The organism is Mycobacterium heckeshornense (assembly GCF_016592155.1).
GTDB classification, from domain to species: Bacteria; Actinomycetota; Actinomycetes; order Mycobacteriales; family Mycobacteriaceae; genus Mycobacterium; species Mycobacterium heckeshornense.
In genome coordinates, this window is sequence record NZ_AP024237.1 from 4,165,952 (window position 1) to 4,190,182 (window position 24,231).

17 protein-coding genes and 2 pseudogenes are annotated in these 24,231 nt (G+C 66.4%); 15 read left to right on the plus strand and 4 right to left on the minus strand.

The window, feature by feature from the left end; translation table 11 throughout:
- Positions 1–24 precede the first annotated feature (24 nt).
- The 3 genes from recC to recD are packed head-to-tail and all read left to right on the plus strand — an operon-like array spanning position 25 to position 8,284.
- Entirely contained in the window at positions 25–3,312 is a 3,288-nt protein-coding gene (gene recC / locus MHEC_RS20150; RefSeq protein ID WP_048890318.1) for an exodeoxyribonuclease V subunit gamma, read from the plus strand.
- Entirely contained in the window at positions 3,312–6,569 is a 3,258-nt protein-coding gene (gene recB, locus MHEC_RS20155; protein WP_048890319.1) for an exodeoxyribonuclease V subunit beta, read from the plus strand. Before recC ends, recB begins: the two co-directional genes overlap by 1 nt.
- Positions 6,566–8,284 carry an exodeoxyribonuclease V subunit alpha gene (gene recD / locus MHEC_RS20160; protein WP_048890320.1) on the plus strand — a complete coding sequence of 573 codons (1,719 nt, stop codon included), beginning with the start codon at positions 6,566–6,568 and terminating at the stop codon, positions 8,282–8,284. Before recB ends, recD begins: the two co-directional genes overlap by 4 nt.
- 106 nt (positions 8,285–8,390) lie before the next feature.
- Here recD and MHEC_RS20165 read toward each other — a convergent pair whose 3' ends face one another.
- Positions 8,391–8,744 carry a VOC family protein gene (locus MHEC_RS20165; protein WP_048890321.1) on the minus strand — a complete coding sequence of 118 codons (354 nt, stop codon included), beginning with the start codon at positions 8,742–8,744 and terminating at the stop codon, positions 8,391–8,393.
- 652 nt (positions 8,745–9,396) lie between these two features.
- Between MHEC_RS20165 and MHEC_RS20170 the strand changes: the two genes are divergently transcribed.
- Complete coding sequence (locus tag MHEC_RS20170; protein WP_082169627.1) at positions 9,397–9,648, plus strand: YdeI/OmpD-associated family protein; 252 nt, start codon at positions 9,397–9,399, stop codon at positions 9,646–9,648.
- Between the two features lie 12 nt (positions 9,649–9,660).
- Here MHEC_RS20170 and MHEC_RS20175 read toward each other — a convergent pair whose 3' ends face one another.
- Positions 9,661–10,608 (minus strand): class I SAM-dependent methyltransferase, encoded by a 948-nt coding sequence (locus MHEC_RS20175; RefSeq protein WP_048890325.1) that lies wholly within the window; start codon positions 10,606–10,608, stop codon positions 9,661–9,663.
- Between the two features lie 33 nt (positions 10,609–10,641).
- Between MHEC_RS20175 and MHEC_RS20180 the strand changes: the two genes are divergently transcribed.
- Positions 10,642–11,373 (plus strand): TVP38/TMEM64 family protein, encoded by a 732-nt coding sequence (locus MHEC_RS20180; protein ID WP_048890326.1) that lies wholly within the window; start codon positions 10,642–10,644, stop codon positions 11,371–11,373.
- 39 nt (positions 11,374–11,412) lie between these two features.
- Here MHEC_RS20180 and MHEC_RS20185 read toward each other — a convergent pair whose 3' ends face one another.
- Both MHEC_RS20185 and MHEC_RS20190 read right to left on the minus strand, forming a co-directional pair.
- Positions 11,413–11,811, minus strand: coding sequence for a TA system VapC family ribonuclease toxin (locus MHEC_RS20185; RefSeq protein ID WP_048890327.1), 399 nt, complete (start codon positions 11,809–11,811; stop codon positions 11,413–11,415).
- Positions 11,808–12,035 (minus strand): hypothetical protein, encoded by a 228-nt coding sequence (locus MHEC_RS20190; RefSeq protein ID WP_048890328.1) that lies wholly within the window; start codon positions 12,033–12,035, stop codon positions 11,808–11,810. The genes MHEC_RS20185 and MHEC_RS20190 overlap by 4 nt, the downstream gene beginning before the upstream one ends.
- A 118-nt stretch (positions 12,036–12,153) precedes the next feature.
- On the opposite strand from MHEC_RS20190, the pseudogene MHEC_RS20195 reads away from it, so the two are divergent.
- The 10 genes and pseudogenes from MHEC_RS20195 (at position 12,154) to MHEC_RS20245 (ending at position 24,196) form a co-directional block, all read left to right on the plus strand.
- A pseudogene (locus tag MHEC_RS20195) lies at positions 12,154–14,712 on the plus strand (YecA family protein).
- Positions 14,713–14,750: 38 nt separating this feature from the next.
- Positions 14,751–15,905 (plus strand): FIST signal transduction protein, encoded by a 1,155-nt coding sequence (locus MHEC_RS20200; RefSeq protein WP_048890329.1) that lies wholly within the window; start codon positions 14,751–14,753, stop codon positions 15,903–15,905.
- 1,062 nt (positions 15,906–16,967) lie between these two features.
- Positions 16,968–17,702, plus strand: coding sequence for a hypothetical protein (locus tag MHEC_RS20205; protein ID WP_160315031.1), 735 nt, complete (start codon positions 16,968–16,970; stop codon positions 17,700–17,702).
- A complete protein-coding gene (locus MHEC_RS20210; protein WP_071700380.1) occupies positions 17,699–18,295 on the plus strand; it encodes a cytochrome c oxidase subunit 3 in 597 nt (198 codons plus the stop codon). The genes MHEC_RS20205 and MHEC_RS20210 overlap by 4 nt, the downstream gene beginning before the upstream one ends.
- A gap of 1 nt (position 18,296) precedes the next feature.
- Complete coding sequence (locus MHEC_RS20215; protein ID WP_048890332.1) at positions 18,297–18,584, plus strand: cytochrome C oxidase subunit IV family protein; 288 nt, start codon at positions 18,297–18,299, stop codon at positions 18,582–18,584.
- 186 nt (positions 18,585–18,770) lie between these two features.
- On the plus strand, positions 18,771–19,682 hold the full coding sequence (locus MHEC_RS20220; protein WP_048890333.1) for a hypothetical protein: 912 nt from the start codon (positions 18,771–18,773) through the stop codon (positions 19,680–19,682).
- 22 nt (positions 19,683–19,704) lie between these two features.
- The gene (locus MHEC_RS20225) at positions 19,705–21,282 is read left to right on the plus strand and encodes a phytoene desaturase family protein (RefSeq protein ID WP_048890334.1); all 1,578 of its coding nucleotides are present in this window, start codon (positions 19,705–19,707) and stop codon (positions 21,280–21,282) included.
- A gap of 306 nt (positions 21,283–21,588) precedes the next feature.
- Positions 21,589–22,298 (plus strand): annotated as a pseudogene (locus MHEC_RS25135) (integrase core domain-containing protein).
- Complete coding sequence (locus MHEC_RS25140) at positions 22,295–22,423, plus strand: hypothetical protein (protein ID WP_363119396.1); 129 nt, start codon at positions 22,295–22,297, stop codon at positions 22,421–22,423. Before MHEC_RS25135 ends, MHEC_RS25140 begins: the two are co-directional and overlap by 4 nt.
- Positions 22,424–23,368: 945 nt before the next feature.
- Positions 23,369–24,196: an ABC transporter permease gene (locus tag MHEC_RS20245; protein ID WP_048890378.1), complete on the plus strand. Its 828-nt coding sequence runs from the start codon at positions 23,369–23,371 to the stop codon at positions 24,194–24,196.
- The last annotated feature ends 35 nt before the right edge of the window (positions 24,197–24,231 follow it).

Consider the following 24,231-nt stretch of genomic DNA (forward strand, 5'->3'; position numbering starts at 1 on the left):
GGCCCGGCCTATAGTGACGCCGCGATGGCGCTTCATCTGCACCGTGCCGAACGCACCGACCTGCTCGCCGACGGGCTGGCCAGGCTGTTGTCCGATCCGCTGCCCGACCCGTTCGCCGAGGAGCTGGTGCTGGTGTCGGCGCGGGGCGTGGAACGCTGGCTGAGCCAGCGGCTTTCGCACGTGCTGGGCCGGGGCCGCGGCGCCGACGGGGTGTGCGCCGGCGTGGCGTTTCGCAGTCCGAACTCGCTGATCGCCGAGATCACCGGCACCCTCGACGACGACCCCTGGTCGCCGGAGGCGATGACCTGGCCGTTGCTGGAGGTCATCGACTGTTCGCTGGACCAGCCCTGGTGTGCGCCGCTGGCAAAACACTTGGGCCACTTCGACCCCGAGCCCGACGAGGCGGAGCTGCGACGCGGCCGCCGGTATTCGGTGGCGCGGCGGCTGGCCGGGCTGTTCGCGTCGTATGCCCGGCAGCGGCCGCAGCTGCTGATCGACTGGCTGGCCGGCATCACGGGCGGCATCGACGCCGACCTGGCCTGGCAGCCGCCGCTGTGGCGGGCGCTGGTAGAGCGCGCCGACGCCGATCCCCCACATGTCCGGCATGACAAGACCGTGGCCCGGCTGCGGGAGGGACCGGCGGATCTGCCGCCACGGCTGTCGCTGTTCGGGCATACCCGGCTGGCCGGCACCGAGGTCGAGCTGCTCGACGCGCTGGCCACCCACCACGACCTGCACCTGTGGCTGCCGCATCCCAGCAACGACCTCTGGCGGGCGCTGGACAGCGTTCACGGCACGGTGCCGCGCGCCGAGGACACCAGCCGCCGTTGCGCCAAGCACCCCCTTCTGGAAACGCTGGGCCGCGACCTGCGCGAGCTACAGCGGGCACTGCCCGCCGACACTGCATCCGACGAATTCCTCGGGGGCACAGACAAACCCGAGACGCTGCTGGGCTGGCTGCAGTCCGATATCGCCGCCAATGCGGTCCGGCCCGAGGGCCGCACCCTCGCCGCAGACGATCGTTCGGTGCAAGTGCACGCCTGCCACGGCCCGGCGCGGCAGATCGACGTGCTGCGCGAGGTACTGCTCGGGATGCTGGACGACGACCCGACGCTGGAGCCGCGCGACATCGTGGTGATGTGCCCGGACATCGAGACCTATGCGCCGCTGATCGTCGCCGGTTTCGGGCTCGGCGAGACCGCCGCGGACAGCCATCCCGCGCACCGGCTGCGCGTCAAGCTGGCCGACCGGGCGCTCACCCAGACCAACCCGCTGCTGGCAGTGGCCGCCGAGCTGCTCACGATCGCCGGGACCCGCGCCACCGCCAGCCAGGTGCTCGACCTCGCGCAATCCCCGCCGGTGCGGGCCCGGTTCGGGTTCAGCGACGACGACCTCGACGTGATCACCGATTGGGTGCGCAACGCCAATATCCGCTGGGGTTTCGACCAGCAACACCGTCAGCCCTACGGGCTGGACCACATCGTGCACAACACCTGGCGGTTCGGACTGGACCGCATCTTGACCGGGGTCGCGATGTCGGACGATTCGCGGGCCTGGCTGGGCACCGCGCTGCCACTCGACGACGTCGGCAGCGACCGGGTGGAGCTGGCGGGGCGGCTGGCCGAATTTGTCAACCGACTGCATGATGTCGTCGAAAAGCTCAGCGGTGCAAAGCCGTTGACGCAGTGGCTGGAAGCGCTGAGCGAAGGTGTCGGCAAGCTGACCGAGTCGCAAGACGCTTGGCAGCAAGCACAGCTGCAACGCGAATTCGCAACGGTATTGGCGCAGGCGGGATCTCGGGCATCCATGCTGCTGCGGCTGCCCGACGTGCGCTCGCTGCTGGCCACCGAGTTGGCGGGGCGACCGACGCGGGCTAACTTTCGCACCGGCATGCTGACGGTGTGCACGATGGTGCCGATGCGCTCGGTGCCGCATCGGGTGGTGTGCCTGGTCGGGCTCGACGACGGGGTGTTTCCGCGACTGCTCGCCCCGGACGGCGACGACGCGCTCGCCCGCCGCCCGATGACCGGTGAACGCGACGTCCGTTCCGAGGACCGGCAGTTGCTGCTCGACGCCATCTGCGCAGCCACCGAGACCCTGGTGATCACCTATACCGGCGCCGACGAGCACTCCGGTCACGAGCGCCCGCCCGCGGTGCCGCTGGCCGAGTTGCTTGATGCGCTGGACCAGACGACCCAATCCCCGGTGCGCGAACACGTCATGACCAAACACCCGCTGCAGCCGTTCGACCGCCGCAACGTCACACCGGGTGAGCTGGTGCCCGACAAACCCTTCACCTTCGATCCCACCGCGCTGACCGCGGCCGAGGCGGCGGCCGGGAACCGCTGTCCACCAAAGCGGTTCTTAGCCGACGTGCTGCCCGCGCCGCCGCCCGACGACATCGCCCTGGCCGATCTGCTGGAGTTCTTCAAGGACCCGGTCAAGGGTTTCTTCCGCGCGCTGGATTACACGCTGCCGTGGGACGTCGACGCCGTCGAGGACGCGATGCCGGTCGAGATCAGCGCCTTGCAGGAGTGGATCGTCGGCGACCGGATGCTGCACGACATGCTGCGCGGCATCGACGCCCGCACCGCGGCCGAATTCGAGTGGCGGCGCGGCACATTGCCGCCCGGGCGGCTGGGCTGGCGAACAGCCAAGAAGATTCGCGATCGCGCCGCCAAGCTCGCCGAGGCCACCCTGGCGGCACGCCACGGCGATCCGCGCGCCCACGACGTGGCCGTCGACCTCGGCGGCGGCCGCAGCCTCACCGGCACGGTCACCCCGGTTTTCGGGGATCGCATCGTGGAGGTGACCTATTCGAAGCTGGACGGCAGGCATCTGCTGCAATGCTGGCTGCGGCTGCTTGCGCTGGCCGCCGACGAGCCGGGTCGCGCGTGGGCGGCGAGGTGCATAGGACGACGCGATGCGGACGCCGATCGGGTTACGGCACAGACACTTCGGGCGCCGGAAAACGCTGTCGAGATCTTGCGTGAGCTGGCAACGCTGTACGACAAGGGTCGCCGCGAGCCGCTGCCGCTGCCGGTCAAGACGTCGTTCGCCTGGGCCAGGGCCCGCGACTCGGGCACCGACCCGCGAGTATCCGCCCGTCGCCGCTGGGTTACGGCGAACCACTACCGTGGCGAGCACGAAGAGCCAGCCATCGTAACGGCTTTCGGCAAAAATGCGCCACTCGACGTGCTGCTCGGGCCGCCACGCCCGGGTGAGGAGGTGCCCGGCGAGGATACCCGGCTGGGCGCGCTGGCGGCGCGGTTGTGGTCGCCGCTGATCGAGGCGACGGAGGATCCGCGCTGATGGATCGCTTCGACCTGCTGGGGCCGCTGCCCGCGGAAGGCTCCACCACCGTGCTGGAGGCCAGCGCCGGCACCGGCAAGACTTTCGCCCTGGCCGCGCTGGTCACCCGCTATCTCGCCGAGACCGGCATCACCCTCGACGAAATGCTGCTGATCACGTTCAACCGCAACGCGAGCCGTGAACTTCGTGAGCGGGTTCGCGGCCAGATCGTCGAAGCCGTGGCGGCGTTGGAGGGTCGCATGCCGGCCGGCGCCGGCCTGGTCGCACATCTGCTGCGCGGTGGCGATGACGATCGCGCGGTCCGGCGCTGTCGCCTACGTGACGCGCTGGCCAACTTCGATGCGGCGACCATCGCCACCACCCACGAGTTCTGCGGCCGGGTACTCAAATCGCTTGGCGTAGCGGGCGACACAGCCGCCGATGTCAAGCTGCAGGAAAACCTCGACGACTTGGTCACCGAAATCGTCGACGACCTCTACCTCGCGCACTTCGGGTCAGCGGAAAACGACCCTGTGCTGAGCTACCAGCAGGCGCGTGAGCTGGCTCACTGCGTCGTGAACGACCCGTGCGCGCAGCTTCGCCCCCGCGATCCCGACCCCGAATCGGAGGCCGGCATCCGTCTGCGCTTCGCCGCCGACGTGACCCGGGAACTCGACCACCGCAAGCGCCGGCTGCGCATCCTGAGCTACAACGACCTGCTGACCCGGCTCGCGAAAACACTTGAGGCCCAAGACTCTCCGGCCCGCGACCGGATGCGGCGGCGCTGGCGCATCGTGCTGGTCGACGAGTTCCAGGACACCGACCCGATCCAGTGGCAGGTGCTCGAGCGCGCATTCAGCGGGCACGCGACGCTGATCCTGATCGGCGACCCCAAGCAGGCCATCTACGGGTTTCGTGGCGGCGACATCCACACCTACCTCAAAGCGGCCCGCACCGCCGATGCCCGCTACACATTGGGCGTCAACTGGCGCAGCGACAAACCGCTCGTCGACAGCCTGCAAACCGTGCTGCAGGGCGCCGCGCTGGGCCACTCCGGGATCGTCGTGCACGACATCGACGCTCACCACGACGGGCACCGGCTGGCCGGGGCCCCGCACAACGCACCGTTTCGGCTGCGCGTCGTCAAACGCTCAGCGCTCGGCTACGACGCGGACGCCCTCATCCCGATCGCGCGACTACGCCAACACATTCCCGCCGATCTGGCCGCCGACATCGCGGCCCTGTTGGCCAGCGGCGCCACCTATGCCGGTCGCCCGGTGCAGGCCGGAGACATCGCGGTGATTGTCGACCGCCACGAGGACGCCCGCGCCTGCCGCAATGCCCTGACCGCGGCGGGCATTGCGGCGATCTACGGCGGCGACAGCGACGTGTTCGAGTCGCAGGCCGCCAAGGACTGGTTGTGTCTGCTGGAGGCATTCGACGCGCCGCACCGCAGCGGGCTGATCCGCGCTGCCGCGTGCACGTTGTTCTTCGGTGAGACCGCCGAAACCCTGGCCGCCGAGGGTGATGCGCTGACCGACCGGGTGGCCGAAACGCTGCGCGAGTGGGCGGGTCATGCCCGCCGCCGCGGTGTGGCCGCCGTGTTCGAGGCCGCGCAGCGGGCGGGCATGGGCCGACGCGTGCTCGCCGAGCAGGGCGGCGAGCGGCACATGACCGACCTGGCGCACATCGCGCAGCTGCTGCACCAGACGGCGCATCGGGAGCGCTGCAGCCTGCCCGCGCTGCGGGATTGGCTGCGCCGCCAGTGCGATACCCGCGGGCGGGTAACCGAACACAGTCGCCGCTTGGACAGCGACGCCGACGCGGTGCAGATCATGACGGTTTTCGTGGCCAAAGGATTGCAGTTCCCGATCGTGTACCTGCCGTTCGCGTTCAACCGTCACCCGCACAGCAACGAGATCCTGCTCTATCACCACGACGACACCCGTTGCCTCTACATCGGCGGTCCAGATCGCAGCGCCGAACGTGAGACGGCAAAAAGGCTGAACCGGCGTGAGGACGGTCACGATAACCTGCGGGCTACCTACGTCGCGCTCACCCGGGCACAGTCGCAGGTGGTGGCGTGGTGGGCGCCCACCAAAGACGAAGTCAACGGCGGGCTTTCGCGGCTGTTGCGCGGCCGCGACATCGGCGAGCCTGAGGTGCCCGATACCTGTGAACCGGGCATCGCCGACGGCGACGCCTGGACAGTGTTCAAGCGGTGGGAGGCCGCGGGCGGGCCGGCGGTGGAGGAATCGGTGATCGCCTCCCCGCCAGCCGTCGAAACATTCTCTCCGGCAGCCGGTTTCGAGGTGCGACATTTCCACCGCGAGATCGATACCAGCTGGCGGCGCACCTCGTATTCGGCGCTGGTGCGTGAGTCGGAATCCGTCGACGTGGCAAGCGAACCCGAGGTCACGGCCCGCGACGACGAGATGGACAGCGTCGTCGTCACCGCGCCCGCTTTCGGTCCCGGCCTCGCCTCGCCGCTGGCCGGAATGCCGTCAGGGGCAGCATTTGGCTCGCTGGTGCACGCGGTGCTGGAGACGGCGGATGCCTCGTCGGCCGACCTTCGCTCCGAACTTGACGCGCAGGTGCGCCGGCACGTGACGTGGTGGCCGGTCGAGGTCTCCGCCGGCGACCTGGCCGACGCGCTGGTCCCGATGCACGACACACCGTTGGGTCCACTAGCCGACGAACTCACGCTGCGGCGGATCGGACCGCGTGACCGGTTGCGGGAGTTGAACTTCGAGGTACCGCTGGCCGGAGGAGATCTGCGGGACGCCGCGCCCGACGTGTCGTTGCGCGACGTGGGTGAACTGCTGCGGTTGCACCTGCCCGCGGATGACCCGCTCGCGCCCTACGCTGAGCGGCTGGCCTCTGCGCCGTTGGGTGGTCGGCCATTGCGCGGATACTTGACCGGATCGATCGACGCCGTGCTTCGTATTCCTGGGCCGCGGTATCTGGTGGTGGACTACAAAACCACCCACCTGGGTGACACCGCGGCCGATTACCGCCGCGAGCGGCTCGCCGAGGCGATGCTGCATTCCGACTACCCGCTGCAGGCGCTGTTGTATCTGGTTGTGCTGCATCGGTTCTTGCGCTGGCGACAGCCCGGCTACGACCCCGAGAGGCATCTCGGAGGCGTCTTGTACCTGTTCGTTCGCGGCATGTGCGGCCCTCACACGCCGGGCTGCGGGGTCTTCGATTGGCAACCGCCGGCCGAGCTGGTGGTGGCGCTTTCCGATGTGCTCGACGCCGGGAGACCGCCGGCATGACCGGCATGGAAGTCGCCGCCGACGGCACCGCTCTGCTGCACACGTTCAAGCAGGCCGGTGTTCTCGACGTTTCCGATGTGCACGTGGCACAGCGGATCTGCGTCCTCGGTGAGGAATCCGATGAGCGGGTGGCGCTGGCGGTGGCGGTTTTGGTGCGCGGGCTGCGGGCCGGGTCGGTGTGCGTCGACCTGGCGAGCATCGCCTCAACCGCCGAGGTTGACGACGTCGCCTGGCCGGAACCCGCGCAGTGGTTGGCGGCGGTGCGGGCAAGCCCGTTGCTCGGCGACCCGCCGGTGCTGCGTCTCTACGACGACCGGCTGCTCTACCTGGACCGATACTGGCGGGAGGAAGTCCAGGTGTGCGCCGACCTAGTGGCGTTGCTGACCTCGACACCTGCGGTCGAGCTGCCCGCTCTCGAGCGACTTTTCCCACCCGGTTTCGAAGAACAGCGGCAGGCTGCGAAACTGGCGCTGTCACAACCGGTTACCGTGGTGACCGGCGGCCCCGGCACCGGCAAGACCACCACCGTCGCACGGTTGCTCGCGCTGCTGGCCGAGCAGGCGGAAGCCGCCGGGGCATCGCGGCTGCGGATCGCGCTGGCGGCACCGACCGGCAAGGCGGCGGCGCGGCTTCAGGAGGCGGTGGCGATCGAGCTCGGCAAGCTCGATGCCGCCGACCGGGCGCGGCTGGGCGAGCTACCGGCGATGACGCTGCATCGACTGCTCGGCCCGAGGCCCGGTACGTCGTCGCGGTTCAAGCACGATCGCGGCAATCGGTTGCCGCACGACGTAATTGTGGTCGACGAAACGTCGATGGTGTCGCTGACCATGATGGCACGGCTGCTGGAGGCGGTGCGTCCGTACACCCGGCTGATCCTGGTCGGCGACGCCGACCAGCTCGCGTCGGTGGAAGCCGGCGCGGTGCTGGCCGATTTGGTGGACGGTCTGTCGGCGCGCGACGACGTCGAGGTGGCGGTGCTGCGGACCTCGCACCGGTTCGGCAAGTCGATCGCCGCGTTGGCCGACGCAATACGGCTCGGCGATGCGGATCGGGCCGTGCAGTTGTTGCGGTCGGGCGACGAACATATCGAGTTCGTCGAGGAGGAGGATGCCACTGCGCGTTTGCGCGCCATCCTGCTGCCGCGCGCGCTTGAATTGCGCAAGGCGGCGCTGCTGGGAGTTGCCGACGAAGCGTTGGCGACGCTGGAAGCGCATCGGTTGCTGTGCGCTCACCGCGACGGGCCCCGCGGGGTGGGGCACTGGAACCGGCAAGTCGAGACCTGGCTCGCCGAAGAGACGGGCATGCCGCCGTGGTCGGAGTGGTATGCCGGGCGACCACTGCTGATGACGGCCAACGACTATGGGCTGCGCGTCTACAACGGCGACACCGGTGTAGTGGTGGCCGGCCCTGACGGGCTGCGAGCCACGATCTCGGGCGCAACCGGGCCGCTGGACTTCGCCACCAGCCGGCTCGGCAACGTCGATACTATGCACGCGATGACCATCCACAAATCCCAAGGCAGTCAGGCCGACGAAGTGACTGTGCTTTTGCCGCAGGAGGATTCGAGACTGCTTACCCGGGAATTGTTCTATACCGCGGTAACTCGCGCCAAGCGGAAGGTGCGCGTGGTCGGCTCCGAGGCTTGTGTGCGGACGGCAATTCGACGTCGTGCGCTGCGAGCAAGCGGGCTGGCCCAGCGGCTGGCCGCGTCGTGAATACCTCCAGTGATGGCGATACCGCTGCCGGAAACACCGGCTCGCCGCAGACGGCACTTTCCCGGGTCGCACGCGCGGACTGTCGTGCCGGTGTGCTGACCCGTCATCACCGGGCCAACGGCTTGTAGAAGACCAAGCCGTTGCCCTTGTTGTCGTAGACCACGGCACGGCGCTCGTGCGCGTCGTCGTACGGGCCTTTCACAATGCCACCGCCGCTGGCCTCGACAGCCTTCGCCGCGCCGTCGACATCTGCGGTCTTGATACCCACGACGACCTGCCCGGGTATGGGATGGTCCACCTTCGTCGCCAGCGCGAGAGTGATCGGCCCACCGTCTAAGGCTGCGAAGTGGGCTCCGTCGCGGAACTTCAGCGGCATGCCCAGGGTTTCGCTGTAGAACTGGATCGATTCGTCCAGGTTGTCGGTCGACAAGACGATCATCTTGACTTCGTGCTCGCTCAATGGTGCCTCCTGTCGCTGTGGTGCTTTCAGATTAAATCCGGCTGCCGCGCTTGTATATCCGATTGGCATGCGCATAGAGGCCCTGCATCTTCTCGAGCACCGCGGGATTCACATGCGCCCCAACGCTGCGACACTCGCGCGCAGGGACGTGCCGATCCGGGAAATCGAGACACATGTCCATGCAATCGGGCTCAACGCGATCGGCCGCTGGATGACCCTGGTCGCAGTTGGGTTCAGTGCTGCCGGCACAACTCGAGCGGATGCCGGCCGATAGTGCATTCCGGAACACAGAAATTCGGCTCATCCGCCCTCTCGGAGGCGGTGCACGCCGAGGTCGCGGGCACCGGTGTGACGGTGACCGCCGTCTGCCCCGGCCCGGTGCCAAGCGAATTCCAGGCAGCCGCCGACGCCGACTTTTTGGTCAGCCGACTCCCGGCATTCGCCCGAGTTCCCGCCCAGCGGGCCGTCGCCCGACGCGCCGAAGGCCGCCGAGCGCGGTCGCGCGACAGTGATTCCCGGCCGGCCGCACATACGAACCTTCCTGGCGTCCTCCAGGTTCATCCGGACCCCGCTGGCCTTGCCCGTCGTCGCGCGGATGGACCGGCGCTAGGCCTCGGCGCGGGAAGTTACCCTGGCCGGCGTGAGCAAACATCTGCCTGGCGGCGTGGTGCATGAGCTGCCCGCTGATCTGCGCGATGCCCTGGTCGCCAACTCCGCGGCACTCGCCGCCTGGAATGACATAACACCCCTGGCGCGCAACGAGTTTATCTGCTGGGTCGAGGACGCCAAGCAAGAGAAAACCCGACAGCGCCGCATTCGCCGAACTCAAGAAGAGCTTGAAGAAGGCCAGCGTCGGCCCTGCTGCTGGCCAGGATGCAAGCACCGCGAGCGCACCGGCAGGTGAGCGCGAAACGCGTCAGGTCCGCGTCCGCTGAGCCGAGACGAACAAATTCCGTGGGGCCGTGTCCTCGACTTCCTTGGGAAGTGCGCGGCCATACCCGGCCATCAGCTCGGCCGACGGTGTCACCGTCACCTGCCAGCCGTGCCTGCGCAGCCAGTCGCCGACGTCACTGCGCTCCTCGAAATACCACAGCTCGTCGGTTCTGGGCACTTCGCGTTGCGGGTCGACCCTGGCCATCAATTCCCGGACGCGATCCATCCGCTCCCGCCGTTTGGCGCGGGCCTCGGGATCGGCGAAGTTGGGTGCCAGCGCCTCGACGGCGATCCGGCTGCCGGTGACGGTGAGACCCTGGACACGGTCGAACAGCAGATCCTGCGCCGCCGCCGGCAAATAGGGCATCAGCCCCTCGGCCGACCATGCGCTGGACGCCGAGACGTCGAAACCCGCCTGCCGCAACGCCGTTGGCCAGTCCTGGCGCAGATCGACCGGAACGGCGACCCGGTTGCAGGCCGGCTCCGCGCCGTGCGCGGCCAATGTCGAGGATTTGAACTCCAGCACCCGGGGCTGGTCGAGCTCATAGACCGTGGTGCCGTCGGGCCAGGCCAACCGCCAGGATCGCGAGTCCAGACCCGCCGCCAGGATCACCACCTGGCGTATGCCCGCCGCGGTGGCGTCGAGGAAGAACGTGTCGAAAAAGCGTGTCCGCGAGGCGAAATAGTCCACCATCGACCGCATCCGCAGCGGCAACTCAGGCTCGGCGTCGACCACCTCGGCGGGCAACTCGCGAGCCTCATACCAGGTCCACACACCCTCGCCGACGGTGTCGAGGAAAATCCGCGCAAACGGATCACGGATCAGCGGATTCTCGCTCTCGGTTTCCGCTGCGCGCGCCGCCGCTACGCCCAGCGCGGTCGCGCCCACACTTTCGGTGATTTCCCAGGTGTCGTCGTCAGTTCTCGCCACGTATCCAGACCCTACGGAAGAATCACCGCCGACATGAAGCACACCTCCCCGATGGCATCGCGTCGACGCCACATCCTGCGGCTGGCCGCCTTCGCCGGCCTGTTATTCGTGGTGTTCTACCTGGTGGCTGTCAGGCAGGTCATCGACGTCGCGGCGCTGCGGCACGCGATTTCGGCGACGGGGGCGGTGGCGCCGCTGGCTTATGTCGTGGCGTCGGCCGGGCTCGGCGCGTTGTTCGTGCCGGGCCCGGTTCTGGCCACGGGCAGCGGATTTTTGTTCGGCCCAGTGCTGGGGGTCGCGGTGACGCTCGGGGCGACGGTGGGCACCGCGGTGGTCGCGAGTTTCATCGGGCGTCGGGCCGGGCGGGACAGTGCGCGGGCTCTGCTGGGCACCCACCGCGCCGAGCGTCTCGACGCGCTGATCGACCGCGGCGGCCTATGGGCGGTGGTCGGGCAGCGCTTCGTTCCGGGCATATCGGATGCACTCGCCTCCTACGCCTTCGGGGCGTTCGGAGTTCCGGTGTGGCAGATGGCCATTGGCTCGTTCATCGGGTCGGTGCCGCGGGCCTTCGCCTACACCTCGCTGGGCGCCTCGATCGCGCAGCGATCGGCGTCGCTGGCCTACGCGGCGATAGCGGTGTGGTGCGTGACCGCTGTCGCCGGCGTATTCGCCGCGCGGCATGGATATCGAACGTGGCGTGCGCACGCCCAAGAACCGCGCGGCGCCGGCCCGCCGGATTCCGATCGGGAAGCCGGCCCGCGCTGAACCACGAGTTCGCCCGAACCAGCCCGAAGCACGACACGACTAACGCGCAGGGATAAGCACCGCGACATCGCTGTGCTGGTGCGCCAGGGCGCTATCCAGAGTCGCCAGCCGGCCGTTGCGGCTTCGGGCCAGCTGGGCAAGATAGGCATCGGTTACCTGCCGGTGCCCGACCACACCGCTGAACGCCACATCGGCGAAAGAGACACTGTCAGACCAAAACTCGTGACGATGCGCATTTTCGACCCCGGCCACGACATCCCGCGCGGCTGCCGCGGATTGCCCAGACCGCAACAGAAACCGGACAAGACTTCCCTGCGTGATCGGGCACGTCGCGAACGCCGTGCCGGATGCCGAAAGCCACTCGGCGGCGGCATCATGATGCACGTGCTCGCTGACAACCAACGCGATGAGCACATTCGCGTCGAGCAACGCCGTCACTGCTCATCCTCCAATGCGCGCACATCTTCTGAAGTCACGACCGTTCCGACGCTCACCAGAGGCAACCCGGTTCTGGGATCCGTGGAGATCGCCGCGACGCTGCCCGTGCTCAGGCCACGCCGGATGAGGTCGGCGACCGTTTCGCTCAACGTGCGGTGGGTATCGCGGGCGATCGCCAGCGCCTGTTTGTGCAGATCATCGGGAAGATCGATGGTGGTACGCACGCCCCATCGTAGCATCATCGCATCATGATGCAGGCGCCACCTCCCCGTGGCGCCGAACGTTCGACGCAGCGTGCTGAGCTACCCGACCGGCCGGCCGGAGTGGCATAGGGTGGCCGCCATGGCTAAAACGGTCCAGCCGATGCGGGCCCTCGCGAGGATTCTGACCGGACACGGCCCGCTGCACACCGCCGAAATCGCGCAGCGGCTGCGGGAGGCCGGCGTGGCTGAACCGGATATACCGTCACCGGCTGACATTGAAATGGAATGTCCGGCAGGAGAACTCGTCGACGATCGATGGGTCTGGCTGCCGGCGGTGCTCGCCGGCCGCGTGTTCACCCGGCGGCTGGGCGCCGACGAGACAGCCCACGACATGCTTATAGTGACCCCGGACCTGGATCCCATCACCGCGCTCTGCGAATACGAGCAATACCAACGGCTCGCCGACGGGTCGGCGGCGCAGCTGGCGCTGGCCGAGTTCGACGACGAGCTGCTCGAGGAGCGCGGCATCCCCGCCGAGGCCGTCGACCCGGGCGGCGTGTTGCTGCTGGCGCCCGGCACGTTCCAGGCGTTAGGGGTGACCGACGGGCAGCTCGTCGGGCTACGGCTGACCGACGAGGGACTGGCGCTCGAGCGGGTCACCGCGCCGGCATCACCTGCGGAGGTGGGCGCCCAGCTGGCCGCCGTGGTCAACGACGAGGAGCCGGAGTACGTCGATGCGGCGGTGTGGACGGTGTGCGTCAAGGATCCCGTGGCATTCACCGAGCCGCTGCCACCGCTGAGCGAGATCGCCGACGAGTGCGGTCTGGCACACCGCGGTGAGTGGCTGGCACCGACCGGATTCAATTTCGCCCGTTGGGATTTCGAGCGTGGCTGCGCGCGGTTGGTCGAGCGACATGACATCGACCCGGACGACGCGTTCGCGCTGTACACCCTGGTGCAGCTGCACAAGCAGGTGTCGCTGGGGATCGACGCCGCCGAACCGGGCGAACCGCGCGACGAGGCGCTGGCCGCGGTCGACGACGCCGCACAGCGGCCCGGAGACGAGCGGTCCTTCGAGCTGGTGGGCAAGCTCGGCGCGGCGCTGGCCGACCCGCAGCTGGCTGAGCTGTTGGTGGACGAGACGATCGGCACCGGCTGCGAGGGGGGGCAGCCGCGCTGGCCCTGCTGGCCGCGATGCTGGAGCCGCAGGTGCCCCGGGCGGCGCAAGTGGCGTTCCGCTGGCTGCGGGCGGTGGCACTGGAACGCCTCGGCGCCGTCGAAGCCGCCGAACGCGAGCTGCTGGCGGCCGAGTCGATCGATCCGGTCTGGCCGCTGCCGTTGCTGGACCTGGCCCGTTTTGCCTCCGATCGCGGCGACGTCGAAGGTGGATTGGGATTGCTGCGCCGCGCCGGCGTCGACCCGGATTACCCGCTGATGGAACTGCTGACGCGGCATCGGCCCGAACCGCGGAGCGATGTCGGCCGCAACGAGCCATGCTGGTGCGGGTCGGGCCGCAAATACAAGAAATGTCATCTCGGGCGCGAGCGGTTGCCGCTGGCCGATCGAGCGCGCTGGCTGTATGCGAAGGCCATCCAGCATGCACTGCGGAGCGGCTGGAACGACCTGCTGATCACGGTGGCCTACCAGCGTTCTCGCCACACCGGCGACGATCTCGACGCACTGGACGCGGCGCTGGCCGATCCGCTGGTGATCGACGCGGTGCTGTTCGAGGGCGGGGGGGTTTGCGGAGTTCCTCGAGGTGCGCGGATCGTTGCTGCCCGACGACGAGCGGCTGCTGGCCGAGCAGTGGCTGCTGGTGGAGCGGTCGGTGTTCGACGTCGAGCAGGTGCATCCCGGCCGGGGCGTGACCGTGCGCGATGTGCGCACCGGCGACCGGCATGAGGTGCGTGAGCGCACAGCGAGCCGACAGCTCAAGTCCGGGCAGCTGATCTGTGCCCGGGTGCTGCCCACCGGGGACTTTATGCAGTTCTTCGGCGGGATCGAGCCGGTCGCGCTGCACGAGCGCGACACGTTGATCGACCTGCTCGACGCCGAGCCCGACCCGGTGGCGCTGGTGGCGCAACTGAGTCGCCGGTTCGCGCCGCCCACGCTGACCAACACCGAGGGCGACCCGTTGGCGATCTGCACGGCCACGGTCCGGGTGAGCGACCCGGCCGGGATCGAAGCTGGGCTCGATGACACCTACGACCGGGTCGACGGCGACGAGCCGCAGTGGTTCGAGCACGTCACCACCGATGGCATGAAACGGATTCGGGCCACGCTGGTGCTTGACGGCGACACCCTGCGGGTGGAGACCAACAGCGACAAGCGGATGGACCGGGTGCTGGCCACGCTGGCGCGCCTCGACCCCGGGATGAAAGTGATGGACGACGAGCGCCGTCCGCTTCGCGACATGCGCGAGGCCGCCCAGTTGGCTGAGGAGCTGCCCGACGCGGCCCCGCTCGAGCCTGCCGACCCCAAAGTGGCTGCGGCCCTGGAGGAATTCATCCGTGACTACGAGACACGCTGGCTCGACGAGCCGATTCCCGCGCTCGACGGCCACACCCCGCGGCAGGCCGCCGACGACCCCACCCGGCGCGGCGACCTGATAAGACTCCTGGACAGCTTCCCCGCCGGCGCAGCCGCCGGTGGCGGCATGGACGCCGACCGGCTGCGCGTCGCGCTCGGGTTGCGGTAGACGCTTTGCGTTGCGCCCCGACGGCGCATCATGGAAGGGTGCGGATCGGAGTCGGGGTTTCCACCGCCGCCGACGCACGCCGGGCCGCGGTGGAGGCTGCAACGCAGGCGCGCGACGAGCTCGCCGGTGAGCGCCCGTCGCTGGCCGTGCTGCTCGCGTCGCGCCCGCACACCGACGAGGCCGCCGCGGTCCTGGCTGCGGTGCAGGAGATCATCGAGCCGCCCGCGCTGATCGGGTGCGTGGCGCAAGCGGTCGTCGCGGGCCGCCGCGAGATCGAGGACGGGCCCGCAGTGGCGGTGTGGCTGGCCTGCGGCCTGCCCGCCGAGACGTTCCACCTGGACTTCATCCGCGCCGGCTCGGGCGGGCTGCTCACCGGTTACCGGTTCGACTCGACCGGCGACGACCTGCACCTGCTGCTGCCGGACCCGTACACGTTCCCGTCGCACCTGCTAATCGAGCACCTCAACGCCGATCGGCCGGGCACGATCCTGGTGGGCGGACTGGTCAGTGGCGGGCGCGGACCTGGCGATGCCCGCCTGTTCCGCGACCATGAGGTGCTGAGCTCGGGCCTGGTCGGCATGCGGCTGCCCGGCGGCGGGCACGCGGTCCCGATCGTGTCGCAGGGGTGCCGACCGATCGGCCATCCCTACATCGTGACCCGCGCCGACGGCGCGGTGATCACCGAGCTGGGCGGGCGGCCACCGCTGCTGCGGCTGCGCGAGATCGTCGAGGGGCTACCGCCCGGCGAGCAGGAGCTGATCAGCCGGGGCCTGCAAGTCGGCATCGTCGTCGACGAGCACCTCGCCGCTCCGGGCCAGGGCGACTTTGTGATCCGCGGCCTGGTTGGCGCCGACCCTGCTACCGGGGCCATCGAAATCGGCCAGGTGATCGAGGTCGGCGCAACCGTGCAGTTTCAGGTCCGCGACCCGGTGAGCGCCGACAAGGATCTGCGCCTGGCCGTGGAGCGGGCTTTGGCGGAGCTGCCCGCGCGTCCGGTCGGGGCGCTGTTGTTCACCTGTAACGGGCGGGGGCGGCGCATGTTCGGGGTCTCCGACCACGACGCGTCGACGATCTCCGAGTTGCTGGGCGGGATCCCGCTGGTCGGGTTCTTCGCCGCCGGGGAGATCGGCCCGATCGCGGGTCGCAATGCGCTGCATGGGTTTACCGCGTCGATGGCGCTGTTCGTCGAATAGAACGGCGCGAAAACACTGATGCCGCCGCTCGTGGACGACCATCCAGGTCCTGACCCGCGCGATCGCCCCTGCCGACCTGCGACACAGTTGGAGCAAGCGGATACGGGCGCGGCTCGCTACGGTCGGGAGGTGTTCGGGGCGTTTCCAGATGGGTTCCCAATCATCGAGCCCCGCGGGCATGACCGAGAATCCGGGAAGGTCCATGATCGCGCGGGCCCGTAGGTGCAAAACAGCGACGCGGGCCGCACCGAACCCACCCTGGCCCGGTTTGACCATGCCCTGATCAACATCTGCGAGCCGCTCCGAGGCATCGGTCTTATCGTGCAGCATCGCGGGTACGCAGCTCGGGTGAGCCCTCTTGCCGAGCACGTATGCGACAGGGCAGGCAGGTTGACCGGACGCCGTCGGTCATGGTGACGGCAGCGCGGCGTGGTGGCGTATGCCTAGCAACGGAACCCCGGCGGCGCGCTGAACCCTGCCTCATCAGTCAACAGCAGCAATCGATCCGTGGCGATCGGCAGACGCCGTGCCGTCGTACTCCTGCTATCCCTTTTCGCACGCGCAGCCAATGTTGGTAGCGCGATATCGATCCCAGCCTCCAACGGCACCTGCTTGACGGGCAGGCACTATCCGGATGCGGAATCTCCGGGCGGCGCAGCCGTTATGCACGTAAGGAACAGAATGGAAGGATCAGCTCGATCTTGACTACGCATACTACATCAGTATAGAGTGATAGCAAACATATCTCGTCTAAATGGCATGATTAATTACGCGATTTTTGCGAATTTGGTAGGTCGATAGATCGGGCAGAAAGTTGCTTCGACTAGTTCCACCGGACGGCACGGCCGCTCCTGTGGCCATGTGCGGCGCTAAAGGCCAGTCAAGACGTGCGACGGGACGGTCGGGCGTCAAGAAACGGCTGGCAACAGATGGCCGGGGTGCCATGAGCAGCGACAAGAGAGTCCGATGTCCACCGCAGGCCATCACTGAAGGGAAGTTGACATGACAACGAAGGCGGTCCTGGTGGAGTCGAATGAGAGCGACGCGACGTCACGTGCGCGATTGGGCATCATCGCCGGCTGGGGAATCATGTTTTTCTTCGGCTTCGGCATGATCGGCGGCCAGTTCATACCGCCACCGGGACCCTGGCCTGGGGAGGACCACATCACCGCGCAGTTCTACCGGGCGGATCTGGATTTCAAACGGTTGGCGGTGATCAGCCTCATCATCGGTGGGACAATGTTTATCCCGTTTGGCGCGGCGATCGCTGATCGGCTGCGTCGCCGTGGTGGCATCGGTATTCCATTGGCTCAATGCCAATTCGGCGCCGCGGTGGCGTCTGCAACCTTGATGATGGTGTTTGGGCCGTTTCTGCTGACCGTGATGTTGCGCCCTGACCTACCCGATGTGATCGTCCGTTTCAGCAGTCTTGTGACGTGGATGGCGTGGGCGGGACTCTGGGAGCCAGGGGCGCTGCAGGCGTTTTCAGTGGCAGTCGTCGTCCTTGGTGATAAGTCGCTTTCGCCGGTTTTTCCCCGATGGGTGGGCTGGTACAGCCTGTTCATGGCGTTCGGCTCCATGATGGGCTGCCTCATTCCCTTTTTCACCGACAACGCCTTCGCGTGGGACGGAGCCATCGCATTCTGGGTGGCGGCTACGAATTTCTTCGTCTGGTTCGCGATAATGCTTGGCCAGTTTCACGTGACTTACCGGCGCGCGCGCCGGAGCGTATCGCCGGCGCCGCCTGTGGTAGGCGATGCGCCAACCACAGCCGACGTAGTGGAGGCGGCGCGGTGATCTCCCTGGCCCCTCGGCCCGTCGAGGGCGTGCGGCAACCACCACAGGTGCCGGGAGAACCCGGGGTGTGGGTGTTCCTTGTGTGCGAAATGTCAGTGTTCACAGTACTTTTCGCAGTGATTCTGTACAACGGCAGCAAGAGCCCACAAATATTTGCCAGCGGCCAGCAGATGTTGACCAAACCTCTCGGCTTGATCAATACCTGCATGCTAATCGCTGGCTCGGTGATGGTCGTGCTTGCCATCGGTGCGGCGCGGCGAGCCGAATACCACTCCGCCTCGCGGATGCTGCTGCTTGCGATGGGTTGCGGTGGAACGTTCGCCGCCATCAAAGCGATTGAGTACGGGATGGTGATCGACCGCGGCATCTGGATTCACACCAATGTGTACTGGATGGTGTTCTTTGTTATTACGGGTGCTCATCTGCTGCACGTATTTGTTGGCGTCACCGTTTTAGGTCTAACACGTCAGCGGGTCGCCGCCGGACTCGTCGGCCCGCGGGACAGCGAGTTGTTTGTATCCGCGACGTGTTACTGGCACCTCGTCGATTTGCTGTGGCTCGTCTTGTTTCCGCTCTTCTACCTGGTGAACTGACGTGATAATCAACGAAAAACAAGCATCTGGGCTCACCGCGACAGCACTGCTGGTGGGCGGGGTGCTGATTGTCCTCACCGTCGGTTCGTATTGGCTGGGAACAGACCACTTGTTAGGTTTCTCCCGGTTGGCCATGGCGGTGGTCCTGCTGATCGCCTTCCTCAAGGTATGGCTTGTCACACACTTCTTTATGGACATGTGGCATTCACCGCGCTGGTTAAAAGCAATCGTCTACGGTTGGGTTTTCATCACCGGCACTCTGGTCTTGGGTCTTTACATCGCACGATGAGATGAAACATGAAGACTGCGGACTTCATCCTTCACCTCATTACGAGCAGCCACGGCCTTAATGGACCACCAGTCGGTTCCCGCGACTGCGGTCTAGCGCACCGAACGAGTCCGAACGAGCCCCAACGAAACACGAAATGATCGATGGATCCGCCTCTACCGGGCCTCAACACAGGTAAGGAGCCGCATGATTGGCATTTCCACCCAGCTGCCGCCGTCGTATCCGGTGCCGCCGGCGGACCTGTCGGCTAGCCATGGGGCTAGCCTCGCCTTCACTCTGATTTGTGTCGCGTTTATGGCGATCGCTGTCGGATGGATCGCCCGCCTCGCAATGCGCGGGGAGACGCTAGGCATTTATTTCCTTCTGGGCGGGCTCTCGATGGGGGTTCTCGAGCCGTATTTGGACTACAACGGCTTGCTGTGGTTCGCCGGCGATAACGTGGCCATCGCCGTCAATCTTTTCGGGCGGCACATCCCGCTCTATGTGGTGTTGGGCTATGCATTCTTCTTCGGCCTGCAGTCCTACATCATCTATCGAGCAATCCTGCTGGGAAAGGGCGCCAGGTTCTTCCTTTGCGCCTACGCCGTCTCATGGGTCTTTGACCTGGGGTTGCAGATCACGGGCCGGGCGTTCGGACTCTACCGGTACTACGGGCATCAACCCTTCCTTATTGCCGGCGCTCCGGCATGGTGGTTCACCATCGACGCCACCCTGCAGCTGCTGGCCGGCTTTGTATTCTTCGGTCTGCGCGACAAGTTATCGGGTTGGGGGAAGCTGCTAGTGATTCCGTTATTGCCGATGCTCTATGCGGGTCTAAACGGCGCGACTGGATGGCCGGTCTTCACCGCGCTCAACAGCAACTACCGCGAAGACGTCAATGGCAATGCATCTACGGGGCTGATCTATTTGGGGGGGTTACTGACGATTGCCCTATGTGGGCTGCTGGTATGGCTTCTGGTGACCGAGATCGCAAAAGCCCAACAGCGAGCGGTAATTTCGATCCGGCCTGAGGTCACCCTGTCAGAGGTGTTCCTGGCGAAGGTCGGTGTGGGCATCAGCCCACCCGCGCACGGCATGTCGGTGGGGTCTGTTGGCTGACGTGATGACGGCGATCACGTAAATGGCGGAAATCATCCAGAACTACGACGTCATCGTTATCGGTGGGGGTCACAATGGCTTAGTCGCCGGCTGCTATCTCGCCCGCGCCGGCCAGTCCGTCCTGCTGGTGGAGCGGCACAATTGCTTGGGCGGAATGGCACTCAGCGCCCCATTGATCGACGCGGCTCCGCGACACATGGTCAATCCAGGCGCTTATGAAAACGTGTACCTGCGAGCCGGCGGGATCGTTGAAGACCTCGGCCTGCAGCGCTTCGGTTATCGGGAGGTCGACAGTGTGGGATGGGCGTGGCTCGGTGACGGCGGTGAATCTCTGCTTTTTCAAGCCGATGTCCACAAGACGGTGGCCGACATTGCGCGCTTCAGTAGGCGGGATGCTGCAGCCTACCGCGAACTGATCACCGTAGCGCTCAAAGCCGTTGAGCTGCAGGGGCGCTACGGTGGTGGACCTCCCAACCGGCCTTCTCTCGGTACCATCGCAGTCGGCCTTCGAATGCTGGTGCAAGACCGCAAACTCCGCTCCACGCTCGCAGGATTGCTGACCGGGACGGCGGCCGATGCGATTACGTCGACATTTGAATCCGACCAGCTGCGCGGTGCCTTCGCGTCGATCGCGACGATCCTGGGCGCTCCGACAGCCGAGGGAAGCGCACTGGCACTGCTGGCCACGTCATCGTTGCATGGAGCAGGAGCGGCGCGCCCCGTCGGCGGGATGGGCGGGCTGATCCTCGCACTGGAGAAATGCCTTCAACATTTCGGTGGCGTCGTGCGGACTGGTGTCGCGGCAGTGCACATCCAGCACGACGGCCGTCGCGCTACCGGTGTCACGCTCAGCGACGGGACAACGGTTACAGCGCGACATGCCGTCCTCACCGCGATTCCGCCGCAACGGATACCCGACCTGATCGGTGACGGTCTTCCTGCAACCCTTGCCGAGCGGCTTCGAGCAGCGCCCGCGAACGCGGGCGGGGTCGCGACCCTCACCGTGAACCTCGCATTGTCGGGGCAGCTGCGACTGCCGGCCCATCAGCCCGGGCGAAGCGATGTCGACCTGCGCAAACCCGCCCTCTTCACCGGGTCATTCGACGGGGTGGTGAAGAGCTGCGAGCAGGCATCGCGGGGCGAACTTCCGACCGATGCCCCGTGGTGGTGCACCATATTTACCGCGATGGACTCCTCGCAGGCTCCACCAGGGCAGGATACTGCCCAGCTGTACAGCCCCGCACCGGTTATCGCGGCGGGGGGTTGGGACCTGCGTCGCAAGGAGGCAGCGCAGCTGCTCATCGATCAGGTCGGCCAAGTGATACCCGGCGTTCACGCGCTCGAGATCGGCCGGCTGGTGGAAACCCCGGAAGATTTGACACGAAGAACAACAACGGTCAACGGATGCCTCTACCACGTCGATCATTTGGTGACCCGCATGGGACCGTTGCGCCCCGCTCTCGGTGCCGCGGGGTACCGGATGCCGCTTCGGGATCTGTACTGCACGGGGGCGGGATTCCACCCCAGCGGTGGCGTTTCGGGTCTTCCCGGCAAGCATGCCGCGCTGGCAGTACTTGCGGACGTCGGTCGGCGTCGGTAGACCAATCTCAGCGGCGCCGGCGACAGGCTGCGCTACAGATAGAGGTAAGGCCTAACCATCAGGCGCGCAATGTGTCGATTTTCTCCGATACGAAATCGCGGGTTGTAAGCTGCGGGAACTGTCTGTTGTTGTCGGCGAGTTGCGTTGTCGCAACAACGATCCCAGCCGTCGGGGGCCAGCATTGCAATCCCAGTAGCCAGTCAACGACGGCGGGGAGGTTCGCATTCAATCCCACGTCAAGCGGCTCTTGAATCGTCCTGGGGTCGATGGAATCTCCAGACCTTGGAAACGAAGATTGAACCTATGTTGAAGAAACAGCCACCGTCAGCCGGGCCGACGAGCCGCCGCTACAGCGCCGAGCAGAAGGCCGGCGCGGCCCGGATGGTCCGGACACTGCGCACGGAGTTGGGCACTGAGCACGGGGTGATCCAGGGGGTCGCCAGCTAGCTCGGATATGGGGTGGAATCGGTTCGCCAGTGGGTACGCCAAGCCGACATCGACGACGGCTACACCCCTGGAGTGCCGGCCTATCCGTCGGAGTGGGCGGCGACCTGGCGATCATCGTGGACGTGTTCAGCCGCCGGATCCTGGGCTGAGCGCTGGCCACCCACTCGCGCACCGAACTCCCCTTGGCAGGGTTGCAAATGGCGATCTGGACTCGAGGCCAGCACCGGTTGGATCAGCTGGTGCACCGCAGCGACCGCGGAAGCCAATATCTTGCTATTCGTTACACCGAAACACTCGCTGCCGCAGGCGCATTAGAATCAGTCGGATCCCGGGGCGATAGCTACGACAATGCCCTGTGCGAGTCGACAATCGGGCAGATCAAAGCCGAGCTTATCCACCGACGCGGGCACTGGCGCACCGTTGATCAGCTCGAGTTCGCCCTCTTCGAGTACTTCGACTGGTGGAATCACCGCAGGCTCCGTGGCGAGCTCGCGATGAGCACACCGATCGAACACGAGCCTGCCTACTACGCTCAACAACCGGCGCTGACCGAGGTCGGCTCCCAATGAAACCAGCCTCCATCGAACCCCGGTTGGCCAGGTCCAGCAGCTGCATCTGGATGTCGTTGATCTGGCGGGTCAAGTCGGCGGGGTTGATGCCCTCGATGCGGGCGGCCAAATCCGAGAGCTGGTGAGTGTCAAGCACTCCCGATGCCTGCAGCCGCTGCCAGGGGGTGGCCGGCCTGTCGGAGACGCGGCTGCGGCGCCCGTTGGCGGTGGTGGTGTAGCCGATGATCTTCTTGGGTGGGGTGAAGAAGTGCAGCCGCAGCGACACCAGCTCCCACAGCTGGTTGAGCAGCTCCAACTCCTCGCCGGTGTCGTAGCGCCAGTAGAACGCGTGCTTGCGCACCACATGGTTGTTCTTCGACTCCACATGCGCCTGGTCGTTCTTCTGGCACGGCCGCGAGCGGGTCTGCTCTATGTCGCGGGCCTGCAACCACGCGGCGACCTCATGACTGATGAACTCACCCCCACAGTCGGATTTCCCATCCTTTCCTTCGATGACTTGGTAGGTCTCGAAGCAAAACCTACGCCCGGTCCCAGTTACACCGGTTTCAGGACGCGACCCTGGCCGTACACCTCAATGTGCAATTTCCTGGATTTCCCACTTGAATCTACGATTTGCGTGTCGTACGCTTCCGATGATTACGCTGTGTCACAGGGCACACCTCGGGGTCATTAGGACGTGCGTCATGCCGATCGCGGGGCGACCACATCATCGTTCCTCGCCAACGGGAGGAACAACGACGAAGGAGGGCGCGGCGGTGTGTTCATCAGGTGTGCTTATTGGATGCCACCTATCGGCCTTTTGTAAATGCCACATATCGGCCGGAGCGCGCTGTGAGTGACTCCCTTGCCCTTATGTTGGACGCCGAAGCAGTGCACAACGCATGCAGCGTGGTCACCGCGATCTCAGTCGGCTTTTCGCTTGCTCCGCCCGCTGAGGCCGAGGTGTTTCGATTCCCATGGTGAAGGTTGCGGGGACAGTGGATTCCGTTCGTGAACGGCGCAGCCAGAAGCCGGACAGCCAGGATCGGACGCTGAGGACCGGTCTCAACGGAAATGGTGTGCAGGACACGATGACCGCAACCCTTGTCAGACTGGGCGGTGCGGCGAAGCGGGCTCGCGACATGCCAGTGCAATCCACAGCCACGACCGGCCGCGGTCTGCGTCTCTGCGTTGACGTGGTGCGCTACGCGGTTACCGATACCATCACGTTGCGGTTGCCAGTGACCGAGTTGCTGTGGCAGGCATGGGTATTGCTCAAAGTAACGGCGACACCCGCACTGTTGATGGCCATGCCGTTCGGCGCGATGGTGACCGTGGTTACGTCGGGATTGGTCGCTCAAGTGGGGGCGACCGCGCTGCTTGGTGCCGCCAGTGGAGTGGGTGTTGTTCGGCAGGGCGCGCCCATCACCGCGGGGTTCTTGATGGGTGGTGCGGCGGCGTCGGCTATCGCTTCCGATTTTGGGGCGCGCGCAATGCGCGAGGAACTCGATGCGATGCGGGTACTCGGCGTCGACCCGGTCCGCCGTCTGATGGTGCCACGGTTTCTGGCGCTGATTCTGATAGCCCCGATGTTGTGCGCGATCATCATCGGCGCGGGAACCGGTGCCGCGTTCATTTTGTCGGTGGCAGTGAATGAAGTGGCGCCTGGAAGTTTCTGGCAGTCGTTCGGAACGTTCGCGAGAATGACCGACGTATGGTTCGCGGTGGGGAAGAGTGTCGTCTTTGCCGCGATCGTGGCGATAATTTCGTCGTTGCGAGGAATGGAGGCGAAGGGCGGCCCCCGCGGTGTCGCCGACGCCGTGAATGCCGCGGTCGTTGTCAATGTCGTCCTGATCGTTTTCGCGAATCTTGCGATCACGCAGATCCAGACGATGTTCTTCCCGGAGGCGATCGCCTAGTGACTGCTTCAGTGCTGCTGCGCAACCGGATCGCC

What these genes read in the sequence shown, in the direction of transcription:
- MHEC_RS25140 (WP_363119396.1), top strand. Translation starts at nt 22,295, where the DNA reads ATGAAACCAGCCTCCATCGAACCCCGGTTGGCCAGGTCCAGCAGCTGC.
- recD (WP_048890320.1), top strand. Translation starts at nt 6,566, where the DNA reads ATGACCGGCATGGAAGTCGCCGCCGACGGCACCGCTCTGCTGCACACG.
- recB (WP_048890319.1), top strand. Translation starts at nt 3,312, where the DNA reads ATGGATCGCTTCGACCTGCTGGGGCCGCTGCCCGCGGAAGGCTCCACC.
- MHEC_RS20225 (WP_048890334.1), top strand. Translation starts at nt 19,705, where the DNA reads ATGGCGGAAATCATCCAGAACTACGACGTCATCGTTATCGGTGGGGGT.
- MHEC_RS20180 (WP_048890326.1), top strand. Translation starts at nt 10,642, where the DNA reads ATGAAGCACACCTCCCCGATGGCATCGCGTCGACGCCACATCCTGCGG.
- recC (WP_048890318.1), top strand. Translation starts at nt 25, where the DNA reads ATGGCGCTTCATCTGCACCGTGCCGAACGCACCGACCTGCTCGCCGAC.
- MHEC_RS20245 (WP_048890378.1), top strand. Translation starts at nt 23,369, where the DNA reads ATGACCGCAACCCTTGTCAGACTGGGCGGTGCGGCGAAGCGGGCTCGC.
- MHEC_RS20220 (WP_048890333.1), top strand. Translation starts at nt 18,771, where the DNA reads ATGATTGGCATTTCCACCCAGCTGCCGCCGTCGTATCCGGTGCCGCCG.